Genomic DNA, 20079 nt, shown 5'->3' on the forward strand with positions numbered 1-20079 from the left:
GCGGTGGCGGATCAGCCGCCGGTGCCGCCGGCGGGGGTGGCGGGGGCTGGAGCTCCGGATCGCCGGCCTGCACCGGCGGCGTCGGATCGACCGGCGGATTGTTGACGTCGCCTTCGGACGGCACGGGCACGTGCGGCAGTTGGGAAGGCGGCGGCGGCGGCTCGGTTGCCGGAGGTTCGGGCTCGGGCTCCGGCGCCGCTGCCGGTTCGAGCGCCGGCGGCGCCGCGGCCGGCGATGTCGGCGTTATCAACGACGAGCGCAGGTACCAGTTCTCCGTGCTACCTGCGGTGACACCACCCTTGAACAGATAATATTCGAAGGCGCCTGCCGCGACCGGCGCATCGAGCGCGAAGGCGCTTGCGCTGGAGGTGGCGCCATTGACCGCCTGGACGACCATGATGCCGTCCTGCGTCGTCTCGGCACCCGCGCCGCCGACATTGACCACCCCGATGCCGGTCGAGCCGGAAGCCGTGCCGCCCGACAGCACCAGCCTGTCCGAGGCCGAGGAATCATCGCCGAGCTCTGTCTGGATGAGCAGCAGGCCGCCAAGCCCGGTGTAATTGCCCGAAATCGTCAGCCGATCCGTCGCGCCCGTACTGCCGTTGGTCAGGTCAATGCGGCCGGCATTGACGACGTCCGCAAGCTGGCCCGCCGTAAAGGCCTGTATCGACGCGTTGAAGCCGCCGCCATAGAGCGTGCTTGCCGCATCGACGTTGAGCGAGCCGGTGCCGGTGCCGCTGTCTCCCAGCACCAGATTGCCGTCCAGCGTGAGTTCGGTGTCATTGGTGGCGTCGATGCTCTCCCAATTCTGCACCCGGCTGATGCCTTCGAGCTTGACGTTGTCAAAAGTGAGCGCGTCGGTGCCGAGGCCGCCATTCAGCGCGTCGACGCCGCCCAGATTGGAATTGGTCAGGTTGCTCAGCTTTGCCGTGTCGTTGTCGGCCCCGAGGTCCACGGCGCCATAGATGATGCCGCCGCCGTCCCAGACGAAACTGTCGGCGCCGAAGCTCATCAGCACGTCGCCGCCGACCGTGCCGCCGGTAATCGTCACGCTGTCGTTGCCGCCGCTGACGCTGATGTTGCCGCCGATCGTGCCGCCCGAAAGGATGATCGTGTCCTTGTCGAAGCCGGTGACCAGGTTGCGGTCGATGGTGCCGGCGGACATGTTGAAATAGTTCTGGTCGAGCTTCATGTTGACGCGACCGATGCGGCCGCCCGTCATCACCGCACGGTCGCCGTCGTCGAAGAAATCGACGATGCGTCCGTTCGTCATGGTGAAGGTGTCGAGGCCATCACCCTGGTTGAGTGAACCGATCTGGCCGCCGCTCATGTTGAAGTCGTCGGTGCCCGAGCCTTGCTGCACATTGCCGGTGACGGTGCCAGCGCCGATGGTGAAGAAATCGGCGCCACCGCCCTGATCGACCGTGCCGGTGATGGTACCGGACTGCATGTCGATGCGGTCCGAACCGACGCCAAAGGTGACATTGCCGCTCACCTGACCGGTGCCGCCGGAGGGAAAGGTCAGCGTGTTGTCGCCGTTCAGATCGTTGAGGCTCCCGCCCGAATCGCCGCTGTCGCAGATGAAGGTGTCGTTTCCGGCGGTCGGAACGAGCAGGCATGCGGCGAAGGCCGCGGAATTGGGCAGCAACGCCAGCGACGTCGCGGCAAGAACGCCAAGCATCCGAGGATGAAGCATCAACGGCACATGCCGTTCCAGAACAACTAATTTAGCGATGTCTTCCGAACCGCCATTCGAAAGTCTGTTTTCAAAGCGCCGCACCGCGTCCCTCCAAGATTCGCGATTGCAAGCCCCCACCCTGCGCCGCAATGAAGACACAATTCGTTCCGTTTTACAAAGCCTAATCTGCGCGTCATGGTTGATGAACTGGAAAACGGGCCGGACAGAGCTGTGCTTTGATTGAGCCAGAATTGGCGCTTGGCGCGCGCCTCGCCAACCCTCCAAAGCGTGTTGGCGGCGGCGCGCGCGCTGGCACGGCCGGACAGTCCGTTGTCGGCATTGTTTTCGCGATGCGCGGCCGATTTGTCAGAGAATTGACCCGCGACGGATCTTGGCTTAAAAACTGGCTCGGCCAGATTTTTTCGAGATCCGAAAAAAATAATGGCAGGGGAGGAAAACATGTATCTCGGCCTCGACCTGGGCACGTCGGGCGTCAAGGCGCTGCTGATCGATGCCGAACAGACCGTCATCGGTTCCGGCCATGGCGCGCTCGACGTTTCGCGGCCGCATCCCGGCTGGTCCGAACAGGATCCAGCCCACTGGCTACGCGCCTGCGAAGACGCGATCGCCGAACTGAAGGCCTCCCATCCCTGGCAGTTCGCGGCGGTGAAAGGCATTGGCCTATCCGGTCAGATGCATGGCGCCACCTTGCTCGATGCCTCTGACAAGGTGCTGCGCCCCTGCATTCTGTGGAACGATACGCGCAGCCATGCCGAGGCAGCCGCGCTCGACGCCGATCCGCGGTTTCGCGAGCTGACCGGCAACATCGTCTTTCCCGGTTTCACCGCGCCGAAGCTCGCCTGGGTGAAGAACAACGAACCCGCCATTTTCGCCAAAGTGGCCAAGGTGCTGCTGCCCAAGGATTTCCTGCGGCTGTGGCTGACCGGCGAACATATTTCGGAAATGTCGGACTCGGCTGGCACTTCCTGGCTCGACGTTGGGAAGCGGCGCTGGTCCGCCGACCTGCTCGCGGCCACGTCGCTCGACGAAAAGCACATGCCATCCCTGGTCGAGGGTACGCAGAAGGCCGGTGGGCTGCGCGGCGAGCTGGCGTCGAAATGGGGCGTCGAAGCCGGCATCCCGATTGCCGGCGGCGCCGGCGACAATGCGGCTTCCGCCTGCGGCATGGGCACGGTCCGTGCCGGCCATGCGTTCGTGTCTCTGGGCACGTCAGGCGTGCTGTTTGCCGCCAATGCCTCCTATCTGCCCAACCCGGCAAGCGCGGTCCACACTTTCTGCCATGCGCTGCCTGACACCTGGCATCAGATGGGCGTCATCCTGTCGGCCACCGATTCGCTCAATTGGCTGTCCGAGATTACCGGCAAGGGCGCAGGCGAGTTGACATCGGAACTGGGCGATACACTGAAGGCGCCGACCGGCGTGTCCTTCCTGCCCTATCTCTCGGGCGAGCGCACGCCACACAATGATTCCGTCATTCGCGGCTCCTTTACCGGACTGGCGCATGAATCGAGCCGCGCCGTCCTGACCCAGGCCGTGCTGGAAGGCGTGGCCTTCGCCTTTCGCGACAGCCTCGAGGCGTTGAAGACTGCGGGCACGAGCTTGATGCGTGTGACGGCGATCGGCGGCGGCTCGCGCTCGCGCTACTGGCTGAAGGCCATCGCCACCGCGCTTCAGCTGCCTGTCGACATTCCCGCCGACGGCGATTTCGGCGCCGCCTTCGGCGCGGCCCGGCTCGGCCTGATCGCAGCGACGGACACTGATCCGCTCGATGTCTGCACGGCGCCGAGGACCGATGCAACGATCGAACCGGATGCCGGCTTGGATGGTGCATTTGCCGATGCCTACCAGCGCTACCGCGGGCTTTATCCGGCGATCAGCGCGGCAACGGCGTGAGCAGGCGCCAGGCGCCCCCCTCTGCCCTGCCGGGCATCTCCCCCTCTAGGGGGAAGATCGGCAGCTTTGGCGGCTACGCTAGCCTTGCAAGGCCGGAGGTTGGCGAAGGTATAAAAATCAGCCAATCTCCCCCCTTGAGGGGGAGATTGCCGGCAGGCCAGAGGGGGGCGCCTGGCGCCTACCTTAGCCGTGAAGCCTCACTGCGCCGGCACCTTGTCGAGGAAGCCGGTAATGCTCTTCAGGCGGCCGTTCTCGATGACGCCGATATCGGTGCCTTCGATGATGGACGGTGTGCCCTCCGGGCCGAGGTTCCAGGAAAAGCGGATTTTGTCGGCAAACCCGTCCGGTGTGCCTTTCAGCGAGAAGCGGAAGCCGGCAAAGCGCTGCTGCACGCCGTCGATCAGCGCCGCGACGCCTTCATGGCCGTCGCCCTGCATGATGGGATCGCGATAGCTGACGTTTTCGGTGAAAGTCGCCTTGAGCAGCGCCTGACGGCGCGCGGCGTCGCTCTCGTTCCAGGCGGTGATGTAGCTTTCGGCGATCTTGTTGAGATCGGTCATGATCTGTCTCCTTCGTTGGCTTTGACATGACCCTTTTCACCCAACGGACGAACGGAACCAATTACGCCTGAGGTAATCAGGCGGAGCCATTTCGGAGAGGAAGGAAATCCATGAGCAGCGGCTTTTTCGGCGACATCCAGAAGATCAAATATGAGGGGCCGGATTCGGCTAATCCGCTGGCTTACCGGTTCTACAACCCGGACGAGCTGGTGGCCGGCAAGCGGCTGGAAGACCATCTGCGCTTCGCCGTCGCCTACTGGCATTCCTTCGCCTGGCCGGGCGGCGATCCGTTCGGCGGCCAGACCTTCGATCGGCCGTGGTTCCCCAAGGCCGGCGGCATCGACACGATGGAACTGGCAAAACTGAAAGCAGACGTCGCCTTCGAGATGTTCTCGCTGCTCGGCGCGCCCTATTTCTGCTTCCACGATGCCGACGTGCGGCCCGAAGGCAAGGATTTTTCGGAAAGTTCCGCGCGCCTCGACGAGATCGCGGACTATTTCGCCATCAAGATGAAGCAGACTGGCGTCAAGCTCTTGTGGGGCACGGCGAACCTGTTCTCGCACCGCCGTTTCATGTCGGGTGCCGCGACAAACCCCGATCCGGATGTGTTTGCCTATGCGGCGGCGACGGTGAAGAGCTGCATCGACGTCACCAAGCGGCTGAAGGGCGAGAATTACGTGCTTTGGGGCGGACGCGAGGGCTATGAGACGCTACTCAACACCGACCTTGCCCGCGAGCAGGAGCAGGCCGGCCGTTTCCTCAACCTCGTCGTCGACTACAAGCACAAAATCGGCTTCAAAGGCACGATCCTGATCGAGCCGAAGCCGCAGGAACCCACAAAACACCAGTACGACTACGATGTCGCGACCGTCTATGGCTTCCTCAAGCGCTTCGGCCTGGAGAAGGAGGTCAAGCTCAACATCGAGCAGGGCCACGCCATCCTCGCCGGCCATTCCTTCGAGCACGAGCTGGCGTTGGCCAATGCGCTCGGCATCTTCGGCTCGATCGACATGAACCGCAACGACTACCAGTCGGGCTGGGACACCGACCAGTTCCCCAACAATGTGCCGGAGATGGCCCTGGCCTATTACCAGGTCCTGCAGGCGGGCGGCTTCAAGACCGGCGGCACCAATTTCGACGCCAAGCTGCGCCGCCAGTCGCTCGATCCGCAGGACCTGCTGATCGGCCATATCGGCGGCATGGATGCCTGCGCGCGCGGCCTGAAGGCAGCCGCCAAGATGGTCGAAGACAAGGCGCTGTCGGCTCCACTCGCCGAGCGCTACGCAGGCTGGAACAGCGGCGAGGCCAAGGCGATGCTTGCCGGCAAGCGCACGCTGGAGGACATCGCCGAGCGCGTGGTGAAGAAGAAGATCGAACCGCAGCCGCGCTCCGGCCGCCAGGAACTGCTGGAAAACATCGTCAACCGCTACGTGTAAGGGATGAAAGGCGGGCGGCGGCTCGTTCAGCCACCGTTCCGCTTACCCACGCCGCTTCGCGGGAAGAAGTTCCCGGCGTCGCGCTTATCTGCCTGCCACCATCTTCGCCATTGAACGGGAAAGGTGCCGGCGGGCGGACGAGGGTGGCGCCGAGACCGGGTGAAACGGCTTTGCGCCAGTGCGGAATCGACGACAAGGTTTTGCCCACTGACGCCCCTCAATCGCCTCTCTCTTGCCTTCAAACTGCCGTCACGAATCTCCTATAAGAAGGTGCTCGTGGCGGGAGAGGAAGAAGGAGGCGAACCGATATGCAGAACGAACGTGAAATCGACGCCCTGCTCTCAAATGGCGAGGCCGGGTCGATTATCGACCGGCTGATGGCAATGCCGCATCCGAAGGATGGTGCGCGCCGCTCCAACGAATGGGACCGCGCCGTTGCCAGCCGTTTCGAGACCCATCTGGCAAGACAGATGCGCTCGCAGATCGATAGTGGCGGCGACCGGCAGAACGCTGCCTGATCAACCGCTTCCCACTTTGGACGACATGTACATCAACCCCGGCGTAGCCTGACCGGGGCTTCACCGAAAGCTCTTGAAAACGCCCTCGAAAATGCCGCGGCGGATGAAAATCCGGTCCGCCCGGCAATGTCGGCCATCGCCACTCTGGTGTCGATCACCAGCCGCCGCGCAGCGCCCAGGCGCAGCCTGAGATAGTAGGCGCCGGGCGTCTCGCCGATCGACTTGCGGAAGATGCTCTCCAGTGTCCGTGCCGTAACCCCGGCGCGCTTTGCCACGGCGGCGACCGTCAACGGCTGGTCGACATGCGCTTCCATCAGCCGGATGGCTTGCGCCAGGCGCGGATCATAGCCGTCGAGCCGGCCAAGCGAGACCAGGGGCTGAGCGTCGGTGGCCGCACGGGCCTGATCGTAGATGAAGACGCTGGCCACATCGAGCGCCACGGCCATGCCGAGGCGGGTGCGAACGAGGTGCAGCATCAGGTCGAAGGTGGGCGAGGCGCCACCGGAGGTGAAGACCGGCCCGTCGATGACGTAACGGTCCGGGCGGACGTCGACGCCCGGAAAGGCCGACGAGAAATCTTCCATGTCTTCCCAATGGGTGGTGGCGCTGCGGCCTTCGAGCAAGCCGGCCCGCGCGACCAGCCATGTACCGGCCTCGACGCCGCCGCAGGCCCGCGCCGAACGGGCGGCGCGACGCAGGCCCGAGAGCAGAGCCGACGTCGCATAATTCTGCGTGCCGAAACCGGCGACGACGACAAGAACGTCGGTCGGCTCGGCCGCGTCGAAGCGGCCGCTGACCGCCACTGGCAGGCCACAAGTGGTGACCGGCGCCTCGCCGGTCACGGAAACCAGCTTGAAATCGAACAATATCTCGCCGGAGATGCGGTTGGCGGCGCGCAGCGGGTCGACCGCCGAGGCCACGCACATGATGGACGAGCCGGAAAACACCAGCATCGTCACCTTGAGCGGCGACCGCTCGGCGCGAAAGATCGTCAGTTTTTCGCTTTTAGTCATGGAAGTTTCGTAAAACGCAAAGCAGTTTTCGGCAAGCCGGGCGATGCTTGACGCCTGTTTCGACTGGGAGGAGAGTTCCATGCCGCTTGCGATGAACCGTGAGGTTTTCATTACCTGTGCCGTGACCGGGTCCGGCGGCACACAGGACCGCAGCCCGCATGTGCCGCGCTCGCCCAAAGAGATCGCCGATTCGGCCATCGACGCGGCCAAGGCGGGTGCGGCGATCGTGCATTGCCATGTGCGCGATCCCGAGACCGGCAAGCCCAGGCGCGACGTTCATCTCTACCGCGAAGTGACCGAGCGCATCCGCGAAGCAAATGTCGACGTGGTGCTGAACCTCACCGCCGGCATGGGTGGCGACATGGTGTTCGGCTCGCCCGAGGCGCCGCTGCCGCTGAATGAAAAGGGCACCGACATGGGCGGCGCCAGCAACCGCATGGAGCATGTGCGCCAGTGCCTGCCGGAGATCTGCACGCTCGACTGCGGCACCATGAACTTCGCCGAGGCCGACTATGTCATGACCAACACGCCGGGCATGCTGCGCGCCATGGGCGGCATGATGACCGCGCTCGGCGTCAAGCCGGAGATCGAGGCCTTCGACACAGGCCATCTGTGGTTCGCCAAGCAGTTGGTCGAGGAACAGGTTCTGAAGCCGGATGCGCTTGTGCAGCTTTGCATGGGCGTGCCATGGGGGGCGCCTGACGACCTCAACACCTTCATGGCCATGGTCAACAACGTGCCGTCGACCTGGAGCTGGTCGGCCTTTTCGATCGGCCGCAACCAGATGGCCTATGCCGCCGCCGCAGTGCTGGCCGGCGGCAATGTCCGCGTCGGTCTCGAAGACAATCTCTGGCTCGACAAGGGCGTGCTTGCCACCAACGCGCAGCTGGTCGAACGTGCCGCCAGCATCGTCACCAATCTCGGCGCCAGGATTCTGGGGCCGGAGGAAGTGCGCAGGAAGCTCAACCTCACCAAGCGGCCGCCGATCGCGGCATAGAGAGGGGAGCTTCAGATGGCCACCGTCAAATTCACCGCAATGAAGGATGGCGACAAGGACGACTACGAATTCCTGACCGCCCATGAAATCGACTATGCCGCCAAAACCGGTGATCGGTTGCTGGAAGCCCTGGTTCAACTCGACGAGGGCCTTTCCGGCTACAAGATCACCCGGCTCGGCCATTCGCTGCAGGCGGCAACACGCGCCTGGCGCGACGGCGCCGACACCGACTGGATCGCCTGCGCGTTGCTGCACGACATCGGCGATATCTACGCACCCTACAACCACGACGAATACGCCGCGTCGATCCTGAAGCCTTTCGTGCGCGAACAATGCACCTGGGTGGTGGAGAAGCACGGCGATTTCCAGCGCCTCTACTATGCCCATCATCTTGGCGGCAACCGCCATGCGCGTGACCGCTTCGCCGGTCATGCCTATTTCGACGATTGCGACCAGTTCTGCGAGCGCTGGGACCAGTCGAGCTTCGACCCCGACTACGAGACGCTGCCGATCGAGTTCTTCAGGCCATTCGTGCTCGAAGTCTTTGTCCGCAGGGCCTACGACCCCGCCATTATCCGCGCCGGCGAGCGCGTGCCGCTCACCGATCCCGAAACAGCCAAGACAAGAACCGGAGCCTGACCATGAGCATCATCAACAAGGCGGCCGCCATCGGCGGCGGTGTCATCGGCGCAGGCTGGGTGGCGCGCCTGCTCTTGAATGGCATCGACGTGTCGATCTTCGACCCTGATCCCGAGGCCTCGCGCAAGGTCTCAGAAGTGATGAAGGGCGCGCGCCGCGCCTACAAGCAGATGGTTCCGGGCGGCCTGCCGAAAGAAGGCAGGCTGACCTTCGCCAAGACCATCGCCGAGGCGGTGGCCGATGCCGATTTCATCCAGGAGAGCGTGCCGGAACGGCTCGACCTCAAGCATAAGGTCCTGTCCGAGATCGATATCCACGCGCCGGCCAACGCCATCGTCGGCTCGTCCACATCAGGCATCAAGCCGACCGACATGCAGGTGGCGATGAAAAAACACCCGGAGCGGCTTGTCGTCGGCCACCCGTTCAACCCGGTCTATCTCCTGCCGCTGGTCGAGATCGTCGGCGGCGACCAGACATTCCCCGAGGCGGTCGAAGTCGCCAAGGAGATCTATGCCTCGATCGGCATGAAGCCTGTCGTCATCCGCAAGGAGATTGAAGCCTTCGTCGGCGACCGACTGCTGGAAGCCGCCTGGCGCGAGGCGCTGTGGCTGATCAAGGACGGCATCTGCACCGTCGAGGAACTGGACGACATCATGCGCTATGGCTTTGGCCTGCGCTGGGCGCAGATGGGTATGTTCCAGGTCTATCGCGTCGCCGGCGGCGAAGCCGGCATGCGCCACTTCATGGCGCAGTTCGGCCCCTGCCTGAAATGGCCGTGGACCAAGCTGATGGACGTACCGGAGTTCAACGACGAGCTGGTCGACCTGATCGCCACGCAGTCGGACGACCAGGCGCATGGCCTGTCGATCCGCGAACTGGAAAAGATCCGCGACGACAATCTGGTCGCCATCATGGATGCGCTCTCGAAGCAGAACAAGGGCAAGGGCTGGGGAGCCGGCGCCCTGCACAGGGACTATACCAAGCAGTTGGCCAAGCTGGCGGCGAAAAAGCCGGCCGCCTCCAAGGCGGCCGAGAAGGCGAAGGCATCGAAGCCGGTGAAGAAAGCCGAAAAACCGAAGAAAAAGAAGAAAGGCTGAGACCATGGATTTCGGTCTGTCGGAGGAACAGAAGCTCATTGTCGAGACGACGCGCGCCTTCGTCGAGAATGAGCTTTACCCGCATGAGCGCGAGGTCGAGCGCACCGGCGTGCTGCGCCGCGAACTGATCGAGGAGCTGAAGGCCAAGGCGATCGAAGCCGGTCTCTATGCCGCCAACATGCCGGCCGATGTCGGCGGCGCGGGGCTCGATACGGTGACCTGGCTGCTTTACGAGAAGGAACTCGGCCGCGCCAACTACGCGCTGCACTGGACCTGCGTCGCGCGCCCCTCCAACATCCTTTTGGCCGGCACGCCGGAGCAGCGCGAAAAATATCTGTTCCCGTGCATCCGCGGCGAGAAATGGGATTGCCTGGCGATGACCGAGCCGGGCGCCGGCTCCGATCTGCGCGGCATGAAGGCGACCGCCGTGCAGGACGGCGACTGGGTATTGAACGGCACCAAGCACTTCATCAGCCACGCCGATCTCGCCGACTTCGCCATCGTCTTCATGGCCTCGGGCGAAGAGGATTCGCCGCGCGGCAAACGCAAGAAGATCACCGCCTTCTTCGTCGACAAGGGCACCAAGGGTTTCACGGTGCGCGACGGTTACCGCAACGTCTCGCATCGCGGCTACACCAACGCCATCCTCGAATTCGACGATTGCCGCCTTCCGGCAAGCCAGGTGTTGGGTGAAGTCCACAAGGGTTTCGACGTCGCCAATTCCTGGCTCGGCGCCACCCGCCTGCAGGTCGGCGCCACCTGCCTCGGCCGCGCGGAACGCGCGCTCGGCCACGCGGTCGAGTACGCCGCGCAGCGTCAGCAATTCGGCCAGCAGATCGGCAAGTTCCAGGGCGTGTCGTTCAAGCTCGCCGACATGGCAACCGAACTCAAGGCCGCGGACCTGATGGTGTTCGAAGCCGGCTGGAAGTACGATCAGGGCACCGTCACCGACCAGGACATGGCCATGGCCAAGCTGAAGGCCACAGAAATGCTGGCTTACGTCGCCGACGAAGCGATCCAGATCCATGGTGGCATGGGGCTGATGGACGACCTGCCGCTGGAGCGCATCTGGCGCGACGCCCGGGTCGAGCGCATCTGGGAAGGCACGTCGGAAATCCAGCGCCACATCATTTCGCGGGCGCTGCTGCGCCCGTTCGGGGCCTGATCCATGCACAAACTTGAACGCCTTCTGCGCCCTAAATCGATCGCCGTGTTCGGCGGCGCGCAGGCCGCCGCGGTCGTGGCACAGTCGATCAAGATGGGCTTTGCCGGCGAGATCTGGCCGGTGCACCCGAGCAAGGAAGAGGTCGCCGGCCGCAAGGCCTATCGTTCGATCGCCGATCTGCCCGGCGCGCCGGACGCCGCCTTTGTCGGCGTCAACCGACACCTGACCATCGACGTGATCAAGGCCCTGGCCGAACGCGGCGCCGGCGGGGCCGTCTGCTTTGCCGCCGGTTTCCTCGAAACCGAAGCCTATGACGCGGATGGCGAGCGCCTGCAGGCCGAACTCGTCGCCGCCGCCGGCGAGATGCCGATCATCGGGCCGAACTGTTACGGCCTGATCAACTATGCCGACGGCGCGCTTTTGTGGCCCGACCAGCATGGCGGCATAAGATTGGCCGACGGCGGCAAAGGGGTGGCCATCATTACCCAGTCGTCCAACATCGCCATCAACATGACGATGCAGAAGCGCGGCCTGCCGATCGCCTTCCTGATGACCGCCGGCAACCAGGCGCAGACCGGCCTCTCCGAAATGGCGCTCGGCCTGATCGAGGACGAGCGCGTCAGCTCGCTCGGCCTGCACATCGAGGCTTTCGATTCGGTAGCCGGCTTCGAGCGGCTGGCGGCACGGGCCAGGGAATTGAAAAAGCCGATCATCGCCATGAAGGTCGGCCGCTCCGAACAGGCCAGGCAAGCGACCGTCTCGCACACCGCGTCGCTCGCCGGCTCGGACGCAGCGTCCGGGGCCTTCCTGAAACGGCTCGGCATCGCGCGCGTCGATTCCATCCCCGCCTTCATCGAGGCGCTGAAGCTGCTGCATGTCACCGGTCCGCTGCCCGGCTACAGCCTGTCATCGATGAGCTGTTCGGGCGGCGAGGCTTCGGTCATGGCCGACAGCGCCGAAGGCCGCTGGGTCAACTTCCCGGTGCTGACGGAAGAACACCGTGCCCACGTCAAGTCGACGCTCGGGCCGCTGGTCGCGGTCGCCAATCCATTGGACTATCACACCTTCATCTGGAACAACGAGCCGGCGATGACCGCCACCTTCACCGCCATGGTGTCGGGCGGCTTCGACCTCAATATGCTGGTACTCGACTTCCCGCGCCCGGACCGCTGCTCGGTGACCGACTGGTGGGCGACGCTGCGCGCCTTCGAATCGGCGCTCAAGACCAACAAGGCACATGGCGCGATCGTCTCGTCGCTGCCCGAGAACCTGCCCGAGGAATACACCGCCGAGCTGATGGCGCGGGGCATGGTGCCGCTGTTCGGCATTTCCGAAGCGATGGATGCCGCCCAGGCGGCCGCCTTCATCGGCTGGGCCTGGCGCGAGCCGCAGGCGCAGCCGGTCGACACCTCAGCTTCCGGCGCTGCCGGCGGCGAGCATGTCACGCCTGACGAGGCGCAAGCCAAGGCGCGGCTGATCAAGGCCGGGCTGCCGGTGCCCAAGGGCGAGCGCGCCGACAGTGCCGTCGAGGCGGTGATCTCGTCCATGGCGCTCGGTTTCCCCGTGGCGCTGAAGGCCCTGGGTGTCACCCACAAATCCGAGGTCGGCGCTGTCAGGCTCAACCTCAGGGACGCCGAATCCGTCAGCACCGCCGCGCACGACCTTTTGCCGCTCGGCACCGGCCTTTATGTCGAGCGCATGGTGCGCGACGGCGTCGCCGAGCTGATCGTCGGCTTCACCCGCGATCCGATGTTCGGCGCTGTCATGACGCTGGGCACCGGCGGCGTACTGGTCGAATTGCTGCGCGACAGCGTCACCTTGATGCTGCCGGCGACCCGCGACGACATCGAGGCAGCACTTCGCGCTCTCAAACTGTTCCCGCTGCTCGAAGGCTATCGCGGTCGGCCGAAGGCCGACGTCCAAGCTGCCATCGACGCCATCGCGGGCATTGCTGCCTTCGTGCAGACGAATGCCGGCGAGATCGAGGAACTCGACATCAATCCGCTGATCGTCTGCAGCGAGGGCAAGGGCGCCTGGATCGCCGATGCGCTTTTGGTGCTGGGAGAGAACAAGAATGCCTGACGTCGTTTCGACCCGCCGTGAAGGCTCGATCCTCGAGGTCACGCTCGATCGGCCCAAGGCCAACGCCATCGACCTGAAGACCTCTCGGCTGATGGGCGAGACCTTCAAGGCGTTTCGCGACGACCCCGGCTTGCGCGTCGCCATCGTCAAGACCGCCGGCGACAAGTTCTTCTGCGCCGGCTGGGACCTGAAGGCCGCCGCCGGCGGCGACGCCGTCGACGGCGACTATGGCGTCGGCGGCTTTGCCGGGCTGCAGGAACTGCGCGACTTGAACAAGCCTGTCATCGCCTGCGTAAACGGCATGGCGGTGGGGGGCGGCTTCGAGCTGGCGCTGTCCTGCGATCTCATCTACGCCTCCGATCACTCCTCCTTCGCATTGCCCGAGATCCGCGCCGGCACGCTTGCCGACGCCGCGACCATCAAGCTGCCGAAGCGCATTCCTTATCATGTCGCCATGGACCTTTTGCTCACTGGCCGCTGGATGGACGTTGCCGAGGCGCATCGCTGGGGCCTGGTCAACGAGGTGCTGCCGAAGGAGAAGCTGGAGGACCGCGTCTGGGAGATCGCCCGCCTGCTCGCCAGCGGCCCGCCGCTTGTCTTCGCCGCGATCAAGGAAACCGCGCGGGTGGCCGAAGCGCTGACTTTCCAGGACGCGATGAACAGGGTGACGCGCCGGCAGTTGCCGACGGTCGATGCGCTGTACGGTTCCGAGGACAATATGGAAGGGTTCCGGGCTTTTGCGGAGAAGCGGGAACCGGTGTGGAAGGGGAAGTAAAGCAATGCCAGAGATGACGGCGCGAGGCACCCCCCTCTGGCCTGCCGGCCATCTCCCCCGCAAGGGGGGAGATTGGATGTCATTTCCGCTTTCGCCAATCGTCAACGCTGCAATAAGGGCGATGTCGATTGAACTGCCAATCTCCCCCCTTGCGGGGGAGATGTCCGGCAGGACAGAGGGGGGTGCCTGGGCTCGCCGTTCACAGTCGGCGCGGCCATGACCGACTACAGCAAACTCATTGATGCCGAGACCCGGGCCTTCATCGAGCGGACCAATTCCTATTACCCGCCGGATACGATCGACTACACGATTGCCGAGCAGCGCGAGATCTACGCCCGCATGTGCCGGGAGTTCTTTGCCGGCTATCCCGAGGGGGTGACAGCGGAAACCACCGCTATTGCCGCACAGGCGTGCAATATCCCGATCCGCATCTATCGCAGCGCCCCGCAGGCAGTGGCAACGGTGCTCTATTACCACGGCGGCGGGTTCATCCTTGGCGGGCTCGACAGCCATGACGACGTTTGCGCCGAGCTTTGCGGCCGCACCGGCTATGACGTCGTCTCGGTCGACTACCGGCTGGCGCCGGAGCATCTGCATCCGGCCGCGTTTGACGATGCGATGAACGCCTTCGAGTGGGCGGCAGCCACCCGCGATCATCCCGTCCTGCTCTGCGGCGACAGCGCCGGTGGCAATCTCTGCGCCGCAGTCAGCCATGCGACGCGCGGCCATGCGAAGAAACCGATCGGGCAGGTGCTGATCTATCCCGGGCTCGGCGGCGACCGTTCGCGTGGCTCCTATCTGAAGCATGCCGAAGCGCCTATGCTGACCACGCGCGACCTCGAATTCTACAAGCACATCCGTACCGGCGGCGTGGACCAGACCGGCGACATCACGCTTCAGCCGCTGGCCGACGCCGATTTCGCCAACCTGCCGCCGACCGTGCTGATCACCGCCGAGTGCGATCCGCTGTCGTCGGACGGCGAGGCCTATCGCGACCGCATCGTGGCGGGCGGCGGGCGAGCCACTTGGTTCGAGGAAAAAGGGCTTGTGCACGGCTATCTCAGGGCGAGGCACACGGTCGGCCGCGCCCGCGCCAGCTTTACCTGCATCGTCGAGGCGGTGTCGGCGCTCGGCAAAAGCGAGTGGATCTGGTGAGGGCCTCCTCGCATGACAATCGACAGAAGATGATCAACCCAGCGACTGCCAAGCCGTTCGGCGCTCAGCCTACCGAACGAGCCGCCGCCCGGCCGGCGCTGCGGCCGGAGAAGATACAGCCGCCCAGGAACGTGCCTTCGAGCGCCGCATAGCCATGCACGCCGCCGCCGCCGAAACCGGCGGCTTCGCCGACCGCATAGAGGCCCTGAACCGGCTCGCCATCGCTCCCCAGCACGCGGCTTTCGAGATCGGTCTGCAGGCCACCCAGCGTCTTGCGGGTCAGGATGTTGAGGCGAACCGCGATCAGCGGGCCGTTCGCGGGATCGAGCATCTTGTGCGGCCTGGCCGTGCGGATCAGCCGGTCGCCGAGATAGGCCCGCGCTCCGCGCAGCGCGGTGACCTGCATGTCCTTGGAGAAGGGATTGTCGAGTTGCCGGTCGCGGGCGCGGATCTCGCGCTCGACATGGGCGACGTCGAGCAGCGGTTCGCCGCCGGCCAGCTTGTTCATGCGCGCCACCAGATCGGGCAGTTCGGCCTCGATGATGAAATCCTCGCCCTTCTCCATGAACGCCTTGACCGGGCCCGGAATGCCCGACGTGGCGCGGCCGAGCACCTGGCGCCAGCTCTTGCCGGTCAGGTCCGGGTTCTGCTCGGAGCCCGAGAGCGCGAACTCCTTCTGGATGATTTTTTTGGTCAGGATGAACCAGGAATAATCGAACCCGGTGCTCGTGATGTGGCTGAGCGTGCCGAGCGTGTCGAAACCGGGGTAAAGCGGCACCGGCAGGCGCTTGCCCCTGGCGTCGAGCCACAGCGACGACGGACCGGGCAGGATGCGGATGGCATGATCGGTCCAGATCGGCGCCCAGTTCCTGATGCCCTCGACATAGTGCCACATGCGGTCGCGATTGATGACGCTGCCGCCGGCCTGTTCCGTGATCGCCAGCATGCGGCCGTCGACATGGTCGGGCACGCCGGTGATCATGCACTTCGGCGCCGCGCCCAGACGCTTCGGCCAGTTTTCCCGGACCAGCTGGTGGTTGCCGCCGATGCCGCCGGAGGCGACGATCACGGCCTGCGCATGAACCTCGAAATCACCTGATATCTCACGCGAACTCTTGTGGCCGCGCTCGACGGTGCTTGGTTGCAGGATGTCGCCGCGCACCCCGTCGATCCTCGTGCCGGTGCGGATCAATTCGTTGACGCGGTGGCGGAACTTGAAGCGGATCAGTCCCTTCTTCTCGGCTTCGCGGACGCGCAGCACGAAGGGCTCGAGCACGCCGGGACCGGTGCCCCAGGTGATGTGAAAGCGGGGCACGGAATTGCCATGGCCAATGGCATTGCCGCCGCCGCGCTCGGCCCAGCCGACCACGGGAAAGAATTTCATCCCGCGCTCCAGCAGCCAGGAGCGCTTCTCGCCGGCGGCGAAGCCGACGTAGGCCTCGGCCCATTTGCGCGGCCAGTGATCCTCCGGCCGGTCGAAAGCGGCGGTGCCCAGCCAGTCCTCGAGCGCCAGCTCGTGCGAATCGCGGATGCGCATGCGCCGCTGCTCGGGCGAATCGACGAGGAACAGACCGCCGAACGACCAGAAGGCCTGGCCGCCCAGCGACTGCTCCGGTTCCTGGTCGACGATGACGATCTTCTTGCCGGCCTCGGCCAGTTCGGCGGCGGCGACCAGCCCGGCAAGGCCGGCGCCGACAATGATGACATCCGCGTCGTCAGCCAATTTCCCCTCCCGTTAGCTGGCTACCGTATGAATCTCGAACCGGAATATATCAATGATGGTCAGACCGCCTCCCAGCCATCCTTGCCGCCGGCGCGGAAGATGGCGTCGATGACCTTCTGGTTGAGCACGGATTCCTCCAGCGTGAAGACGCGCTCCTTACCGCCCTGGGCCGCCCGCGCGAAGGTCTCGACCTCGAGCCGGTACTGCTGCGTGCCGGGAAAGCGGAACACCTGCGCCTCGGTGTGGTTCTGATTGTGCAACTCGACGCGGTGGTGATCGTAGAGCCCGGCATTGAAAGGCGAAAACACTTCGATGAACCCGTTCTCGCCATGGAACACCATCACCTGGCGCGCGGCCATCTGGGTCGAGAGGTAGAAGGACAGTTCGAAGTCGCCGAAATCGGCGCGGATCGAGGAATAGATGTCGGTGCCGAATTTTTTGTCGCGCTCGATCGTCGCCTGCACGCGCAGCGGCTCCTTGCCGGTGGAAAAGCGCGTCGACACGGTCGGGTAGACGCCGATGTCGGGCAGCGCGCCGCCGCCAAGGTCGAGCTGGTTGCGCATGTTGTTGGGATCGACATTGTAATAGGAGAACGCGCCCTGCACATGGCGCAGCCGGCCGATGACGCCGCTGGCGATCAGGTCGCGCACCTTGATCCATTGCGGATGGTAGACGACCATGAAGGCTTCGCAGACCAACACCTTGCTGGCATCGCGCAGCTTGATCAGCGGCGGAATGTCCTTGGCGTCGAGCGCCAACGGCTTTTCGACCAGCACATGTTTTCCCGCCTGAATGGCCTTGGCCGTCCATTCGACATGCTGCGATGTCGGCAGCGGGATATAGATGCCGTCGACCTCGTTCGAGGCGAGCAACTCCTCATAGGAACCGAAAGCATGCGGCGCGCCGAAGCGATCGGCCAGCGCACGGGCCTTCGACTGATCGCGGCTGGCGATTGCCGACAGCACGCCATTTTCCGCCTCCACGATCGCAGGCAAAAGCTGCTCGCGACCGATCTTGGCCGTCGATAAAACACCCCATCGGAACATCAGGCTTCTCCTCTCGATTACAGGCGAGGAGGTTTGCCTGAAATCGGGGCAAAAGCCAATGCGGGGGCCAAGTTCCTCGCCCCACGAGCGGGGAGCGATGGCTCAACCCCTCTTCCCCGTCAGCCTCATGTCGAAACCGACGACGTTGGAATAGATCGGCGTGCCGACATCCATTCCGTAGCGCGACCGCAGCACCTTGCCGGTGACGTGGAACCCGATCGTGCCGGACTTCAGGCCATCGAGCTCGGCGGTGAACTTTTCCGCAAACGTCTTGCCGCGCGCCGTCAGCCGGCCGGTGACAAGCGCCGTCGTATCGCCGGTGCGGGTCACGCTGGTCGAGCGGAACTGGATTTCGGGGCTGTTGGCCGCATCGAACACGGCGTCTGAACGCAGGAAAGCGTCGATGCGGCCCTGGCCGGTGCCGACGCTTTCGGGAAAAATGGTAAGGTTGACCTTCGAGCGGCTGACGTCGTCATTGTCGATGCGGATCGTGCCCTTGAAGTGAGCAAACGCACCATCGAAACCGCCGCCGCCGGCCTTGCCGATGGTGAAGCGGATCGAGGAGTCAGCCTGGCTGATCGTGTAACTGCCGGCGGCATCGTCGAGGACAACTGCTGCCCAGACAGGCACGGCAAGGCAAGCGGCAAGGGCCGCCGATCCGAGGAGTCGCGCATACATGAGATTATTTCCTTCTTCGGAGGCAACGCTCTTCGCGTCCTCGCTTACAAACGAGGCCGAACCCCGTTCTATTCCCCGCCTGAGGAAGGCGTGACGATGCGTGTAAGCACATTGTCCCTCAGTCGGAAATGATGGCGCAGTGCCGCCGTGACATGCAGCGCCACAAGTGCTGCGCCGGCATAGGCAAGGTACCAGTGCGCTGCCGCCCAAAAACTCTCGGCGGCATCGGATTCCGCGAGCGGCAGGTTGGGCATCACGAACAGGTTGAACGGCATGCTTGGAATTTCCAGCGTCGAGACCGAAACCAGCGCCCAGCCGGACAGAGGCAAAGCGATCTGGAAGGCATAGAGCGCCAGGTGAGCGAGCGGCGCTGCCCGGCGCTCCAGGGATCCGACCGAGGATGGCAAGGCCGGCGCGGCATTGCCGAGCCGCCAGGCGATGCGCAGGATGATCAGGCCGAGCAGCAGGAAGCCCAGCGATTTGTGCAGCTGGATGAGCTCGAAAGCCGTGCGCTGGCTGCTGATGCGGACCATCACGAAACCGAGTGCGAACTGGCCGATGAAGGCAAGGCCGATCAGCCAGTGAAGCAGGATTGCCGCCCAGCCGTAGCGGGTCGGGGTATTTATGATCGAAGCTCGCATGGAAGGCGAACGAATGCCGCGTCGGCTTTCTTCCACCCTCCCACAAGGGAGAGGCAGCCTATCCGCTCACCCTGAAGAAATCGATGAAGGCCCTGAGCGCAGGCCGCATCTGGCGGCGGCTCGGATAGTAGACGAAGAAACCCTCGAAGGACGGACACCAATCCTCCAGCACGCGGATCAGCCGGCCATCGCGGAGCGGCTCGCGGACATAATCCTCGAAGACGAAGGCAAGCCCGGCCCCGTCGACCGCCGCCTGAGCGATTAGATGGTCTTCGTCGAGGATCAGTGGTCCTTGCACAGCGATCTCGATCTCCTCGCCATCCCTGGCGAATTCCCAGCGGTAGAGAATGCCGCTGGAGAAGCGGAAGCGGATGCAGCGATGGTCGGACAGGTCACGCGGATGGCGCGGCCTGGGCATGGTGTCGAAATAGGAGGGCGCGCCGACCACGGCGCCGCGGATATCGGGCCCGATGCGCACCGCGATCATGTCGCGTTGCAGGCTTTCGCCAAGCCGCACGCCTGCATCGAAACCGCCTTCCACCACGTCGGTGAAGCGGTCCTCGATGACGATCTCCAGCACGATATCGGGGTAAGCCGCGGCAAAGGCGCCGAGCCGCGGGGTCAGCACCAGATGGGCTGCCGTGCGCGGCACGCTCAGCCGCAGATTGCCGGCCGGCCGGTCGCGCGCCTCGACCGCCGCCTCCAGTGCCAGGTCGATCTCCGACAGCGCCGGCCGCAATCGTTCCAGCAACCGCGCGCCCTCTTCGGTCGGGGCAACGCTGCGGGTGCTGCGTGCCAACAGCCGCACGCCAAGCCGCGCCTCAAGGCTGGACACGGCATGGCTGACCGCCGACGGCGCGATCGCCAGTTCCCTGGCCGCGCCGCGAAAGCTGCCGCATTGGGCAACAGTTGCCAGCACCGCAAGCTGTGAAAGATGTGCCCGGTTCATTGATCTATTTTCG

General features: G+C 64.5%; 18 protein-coding genes and 1 pseudogene. 10 read left to right on the forward strand and 9 right to left on the reverse strand.

What is annotated here, in order from left to right:
- Together FJ428_RS08305 and FJ428_RS30240 are read right to left on the reverse strand one after the other, a co-directional pair.
- Positions 1 to 1681, reverse strand: a pseudogene (locus FJ428_RS08305) (autotransporter outer membrane beta-barrel domain-containing protein); the annotation flags it as partial.
- Between the two features lie 41 nt (positions 1682 to 1722).
- Positions 1723 to 2139, reverse strand: coding sequence for a hypothetical protein (locus tag FJ428_RS30240; RefSeq protein ID WP_181167282.1), 417 nt, complete (start codon positions 2137 to 2139; stop codon positions 1723 to 1725).
- Here FJ428_RS30240 and xylB point away from each other — a divergent pair.
- Positions 2138 to 3592 carry a xylulokinase gene (gene xylB / locus FJ428_RS08310; protein WP_140879473.1) on the forward strand — a complete coding sequence of 485 codons (1455 nt, stop codon included), beginning with the start codon at positions 2138 to 2140 and terminating at the stop codon, positions 3590 to 3592. The two genes, FJ428_RS30240 and xylB, sit on opposite strands and share 2 nt — an antisense overlap.
- A 197-nt stretch (positions 3593 to 3789) precedes the next feature.
- Here xylB and FJ428_RS08320 read toward each other — a convergent pair whose 3' ends face one another.
- Positions 3790 to 4152, reverse strand: a complete 363-nt coding sequence (locus tag FJ428_RS08320; protein ID WP_140554540.1) for a nuclear transport factor 2 family protein — start codon at positions 4150 to 4152, stop codon at positions 3790 to 3792.
- A gap of 110 nt (positions 4153 to 4262) precedes the next feature.
- Between FJ428_RS08320 and xylA the strand changes: the two genes are divergently transcribed.
- Entirely contained in the window at positions 4263 to 5588 is a 1326-nt protein-coding gene (gene xylA, locus FJ428_RS08325; protein WP_140554541.1) for a xylose isomerase, read from the forward strand.
- A 308-nt stretch (positions 5589 to 5896) separates the two neighbouring features.
- Positions 5897 to 6106, forward strand: a complete 210-nt coding sequence (locus FJ428_RS08330; protein WP_140491096.1) for a hypothetical protein — start codon at positions 5897 to 5899, stop codon at positions 6104 to 6106.
- Positions 6107 to 6138: 32 nt separating this feature from the next.
- Here FJ428_RS08330 and FJ428_RS08335 read toward each other — a convergent pair whose 3' ends face one another.
- A complete protein-coding gene (locus FJ428_RS08335) occupies positions 6139 to 7119 on the reverse strand; it encodes a GlxA family transcriptional regulator (RefSeq protein ID WP_140879274.1) in 981 nt (326 codons plus the stop codon).
- A 79-nt stretch (positions 7120 to 7198) separates the two neighbouring features.
- On the opposite strand from FJ428_RS08335, the gene FJ428_RS08340 reads away from it, so the two are divergent.
- The 7 genes from FJ428_RS08340 (at position 7199) to FJ428_RS08375 (ending at position 15029) form a co-directional block, all read left to right on the forward strand.
- On the forward strand, positions 7199 to 8116 hold the full coding sequence (locus FJ428_RS08340) for a 3-keto-5-aminohexanoate cleavage protein (RefSeq protein ID WP_140879275.1): 918 nt from the start codon (positions 7199 to 7201) through the stop codon (positions 8114 to 8116).
- Between the two features lie 15 nt (positions 8117 to 8131).
- Positions 8132 to 8755, forward strand: coding sequence for an HD domain-containing protein (locus FJ428_RS08345; protein ID WP_140491104.1), 624 nt, complete (start codon positions 8132 to 8134; stop codon positions 8753 to 8755).
- Positions 8756 to 8757: 2 nt separating this feature from the next.
- Positions 8758 to 9852 (forward strand): carnitine 3-dehydrogenase, encoded by a 1095-nt coding sequence (locus FJ428_RS08350; protein ID WP_140491107.1) that lies wholly within the window; start codon positions 8758 to 8760, stop codon positions 9850 to 9852.
- A gap of 4 nt (positions 9853 to 9856) precedes the next feature.
- A complete protein-coding gene (locus FJ428_RS08355) occupies positions 9857 to 11017 on the forward strand; it encodes an acyl-CoA dehydrogenase (protein ID WP_140879276.1) in 1161 nt (386 codons plus the stop codon).
- A 3-nt stretch (positions 11018 to 11020) separates the two neighbouring features.
- Positions 11021 to 13099, forward strand: a complete 2079-nt coding sequence (locus FJ428_RS08360) for an acetate--CoA ligase family protein (RefSeq protein WP_140554543.1) — start codon at positions 11021 to 11023, stop codon at positions 13097 to 13099.
- Complete coding sequence (locus tag FJ428_RS08365) at positions 13092 to 13874, forward strand: carnitinyl-CoA dehydratase (RefSeq protein ID WP_140517770.1); 783 nt, start codon at positions 13092 to 13094, stop codon at positions 13872 to 13874. Before FJ428_RS08360 ends, FJ428_RS08365 begins: the two co-directional genes overlap by 8 nt.
- Positions 13875 to 14090: 216 nt before the next feature.
- A complete protein-coding gene (locus FJ428_RS08375; RefSeq protein WP_140879277.1) occupies positions 14091 to 15029 on the forward strand; it encodes an alpha/beta hydrolase in 939 nt (312 codons plus the stop codon).
- A 64-nt stretch (positions 15030 to 15093) separates the two neighbouring features.
- Here FJ428_RS08375 and FJ428_RS08380 read toward each other — a convergent pair whose 3' ends face one another.
- The 5 genes from FJ428_RS08380 to FJ428_RS08400 all read right to left on the reverse strand — a co-directional run bounded on the left by FJ428_RS08380 (position 15094) and on the right by FJ428_RS08400 (position 20066).
- Complete coding sequence (locus tag FJ428_RS08380) at positions 15094 to 16752, reverse strand: FAD-binding dehydrogenase (RefSeq protein WP_140491118.1); 1659 nt, start codon at positions 16750 to 16752, stop codon at positions 15094 to 15096.
- A gap of 59 nt (positions 16753 to 16811) precedes the next feature.
- A complete protein-coding gene (locus FJ428_RS08385; RefSeq protein ID WP_140879278.1) occupies positions 16812 to 17798 on the reverse strand; it encodes a Gfo/Idh/MocA family oxidoreductase in 987 nt (328 codons plus the stop codon).
- 102 nt (positions 17799 to 17900) lie between these two features.
- Positions 17901 to 18476, reverse strand: a complete 576-nt coding sequence (locus FJ428_RS08390; protein WP_140491123.1) for a YceI family protein — start codon at positions 18474 to 18476, stop codon at positions 17901 to 17903.
- Between the two features lie 68 nt (positions 18477 to 18544).
- Complete coding sequence (locus tag FJ428_RS08395) at positions 18545 to 19117, reverse strand: cytochrome b (protein WP_140879279.1); 573 nt, start codon at positions 19115 to 19117, stop codon at positions 18545 to 18547.
- A gap of 58 nt (positions 19118 to 19175) precedes the next feature.
- The gene (locus tag FJ428_RS08400; RefSeq protein WP_140879280.1) at positions 19176 to 20066 is read right to left on the reverse strand and encodes a LysR family transcriptional regulator; all 891 of its coding nucleotides are present in this window, start codon (positions 20064 to 20066) and stop codon (positions 19176 to 19178) included.
- Between the last annotated feature and the right edge of the window lie 13 nt (positions 20067 to 20079).

It is taken from the genome of Mesorhizobium sp. B2-8-1 (genome assembly GCF_006440955.1).
Classification (GTDB): Bacteria; Pseudomonadota; Alphaproteobacteria; order Rhizobiales; family Rhizobiaceae; genus Mesorhizobium.

Bases quoted from the DNA above. Each gene is read 5' to 3' on its own strand.
- FJ428_RS08395 (WP_140879279.1), bottom strand. From the start codon at position 19,117: ATGCGAGCTTCGATCATAAATACCCCGACCCGCTACGGCTGGGCGGCA.
- FJ428_RS08340 (WP_140879275.1), top strand. From the start codon at position 7,199: ATGCCGCTTGCGATGAACCGTGAGGTTTTCATTACCTGTGCCGTGACC.
- FJ428_RS08375 (WP_140879277.1), top strand. From the start codon at position 14,091: ATGACCGACTACAGCAAACTCATTGATGCCGAGACCCGGGCCTTCATC.
- FJ428_RS08355 (WP_140879276.1), top strand. From the start codon at position 9,857: ATGGATTTCGGTCTGTCGGAGGAACAGAAGCTCATTGTCGAGACGACG.
- FJ428_RS08360 (WP_140554543.1), top strand. From the start codon at position 11,021: ATGCACAAACTTGAACGCCTTCTGCGCCCTAAATCGATCGCCGTGTTC.
- FJ428_RS08390 (WP_140491123.1), bottom strand. From the start codon at position 18,476: ATGTATGCGCGACTCCTCGGATCGGCGGCCCTTGCCGCTTGCCTTGCC.
- FJ428_RS08400 (WP_140879280.1), bottom strand. From the start codon at position 20,066: ATGAACCGGGCACATCTTTCACAGCTTGCGGTGCTGGCAACTGTTGCC.
- FJ428_RS30240 (WP_181167282.1), bottom strand. From the start codon at position 2,139: ATGTTTTCCTCCCCTGCCATTATTTTTTTCGGATCTCGAAAAAATCTG.
- FJ428_RS08365 (WP_140517770.1), top strand. From the start codon at position 13,092: ATGCCTGACGTCGTTTCGACCCGCCGTGAAGGCTCGATCCTCGAGGTC.
- FJ428_RS08345 (WP_140491104.1), top strand. From the start codon at position 8,132: ATGGCCACCGTCAAATTCACCGCAATGAAGGATGGCGACAAGGACGAC.
- FJ428_RS08320 (WP_140554540.1), bottom strand. From the start codon at position 4,152: ATGACCGATCTCAACAAGATCGCCGAAAGCTACATCACCGCCTGGAAC.
- xylB (WP_140879473.1), top strand. From the start codon at position 2,138: ATGTATCTCGGCCTCGACCTGGGCACGTCGGGCGTCAAGGCGCTGCTG.
- FJ428_RS08330 (WP_140491096.1), top strand. From the start codon at position 5,897: ATGCAGAACGAACGTGAAATCGACGCCCTGCTCTCAAATGGCGAGGCC.
- FJ428_RS08335 (WP_140879274.1), bottom strand. From the start codon at position 7,119: ATGACTAAAAGCGAAAAACTGACGATCTTTCGCGCCGAGCGGTCGCCG.
- FJ428_RS08350 (WP_140491107.1), top strand. From the start codon at position 8,758: ATGAGCATCATCAACAAGGCGGCCGCCATCGGCGGCGGTGTCATCGGC.
- FJ428_RS08385 (WP_140879278.1), bottom strand. From the start codon at position 17,798: ATGTTCCGATGGGGTGTTTTATCGACGGCCAAGATCGGTCGCGAGCAG.
- xylA (WP_140554541.1), top strand. From the start codon at position 4,263: ATGAGCAGCGGCTTTTTCGGCGACATCCAGAAGATCAAATATGAGGGG.